The organism is Streptomyces tremellae (assembly GCF_039540215.1).
Classification (GTDB): domain Bacteria; phylum Actinomycetota; class Actinomycetes; order Streptomycetales; family Streptomycetaceae; genus Streptomyces; species Streptomyces tremellae.
The window spans coordinates 1-1,120 of record NZ_BAABEP010000152.1 but is presented as its reverse complement, the minus strand read 5'-3'; the positions used below and the strand labels follow the sequence as shown (position 1 = coordinate 1,120).

General features: G+C 56.5%; 1 rRNA gene. It reads right to left on the bottom strand.

The features are described from left to right. Positions 1 to 21 precede the first annotated feature (21 nt). Positions 22 to 1,120 (bottom strand): 23S ribosomal RNA (locus ABEA77_RS33775); the annotation flags it as partial.

The window sequence follows — 1,120 nt, the reverse complement described above, 5'->3', positions numbered from 1 at the left end:
ACACAGTGGACGCGAGCCTCTATGGACAAGCCCTCGGCCTATTAGTACCGGTCAACTCCACCAGTCACCTGGCTTCCATCTCCGGCCTATCAACCCAGTCGTCTACTGGGAGCCTTACCCCATCAAGTGGGTGGGAGCCCTCATCTCGAAGCAGGCTTCCCGCTTAGATGCTTTCAGCGGTTATCCCTCCCGAACGTAGCCAACCAGCCATGCCCTTGGCAGAACAACTGGCACACCAGAGGTCCGTCCGTCCCGGTCCTCTCGTACTAGGGACAGCCCTTCTCAAGACTCCAACGCGCGCAGCGGATAGGGACCGAACTGTCTCACGACGTTCTAAACCCAGCTCGCGTACCGCTTTAATGGGCGAACAGCCCAACCCTTGGGACCGACTCCAGCCCCAGGATGCGACGAGCCGACATCGAGGTGCCAAACCATCCCGTCGATATGGACTCTTGGGGAAGATCAGCCTGTTATCCCCGGGGTACCTTTTATCCGTTGAGCGACGGCGCTTCCACAAGCCACCGCCGGATCACTAGTCCCGACTTTCGTCCCTGCTCGACCCGTCAGTCTCACAGTCAAGCTCCCTTGTGCACTTACACTCACCACCTGATTACCAACCAGGCTGAGGGAACCTTTGGGCGCCTCCGTTACCCTTTAGGAGGCAACCGCCCCAGTTAAACTACCCATCAGACACTGTCCCTGATCCGGATCACGGACCCAGGTTAGACATCCAGCACGACCAGAGTGGTATTTCAACAACGACTCCACCTGAACTGGCGTCCAAGCTTCACAGTCTCCCACCTATCCTACACAAGCCGAACCGAACACCAATATCAAACTATAGTAAAGGTCCCGGGGTCTTTCCGTCCTGCTGCGCGAAACGAGCATCTTTACTCGTACTGCAATTTCACCGGGCCTATGGTCGAGACAGTCGAGAAGTCGTTACGCCATTCGTGCAGGTCGGAACTTACCCGACAAGGAATTTCGCTACCTTAGGATGGTTATAGTTACCACCGCCGTTTACTGGCGCTTAAGTTCTCAGCTTCGCCAACCCGAAGATTGACTAACCGGTCCCCTTAACGTTCCAGCACCGGGCAGGCGTCAGTCCGTATACATCGCC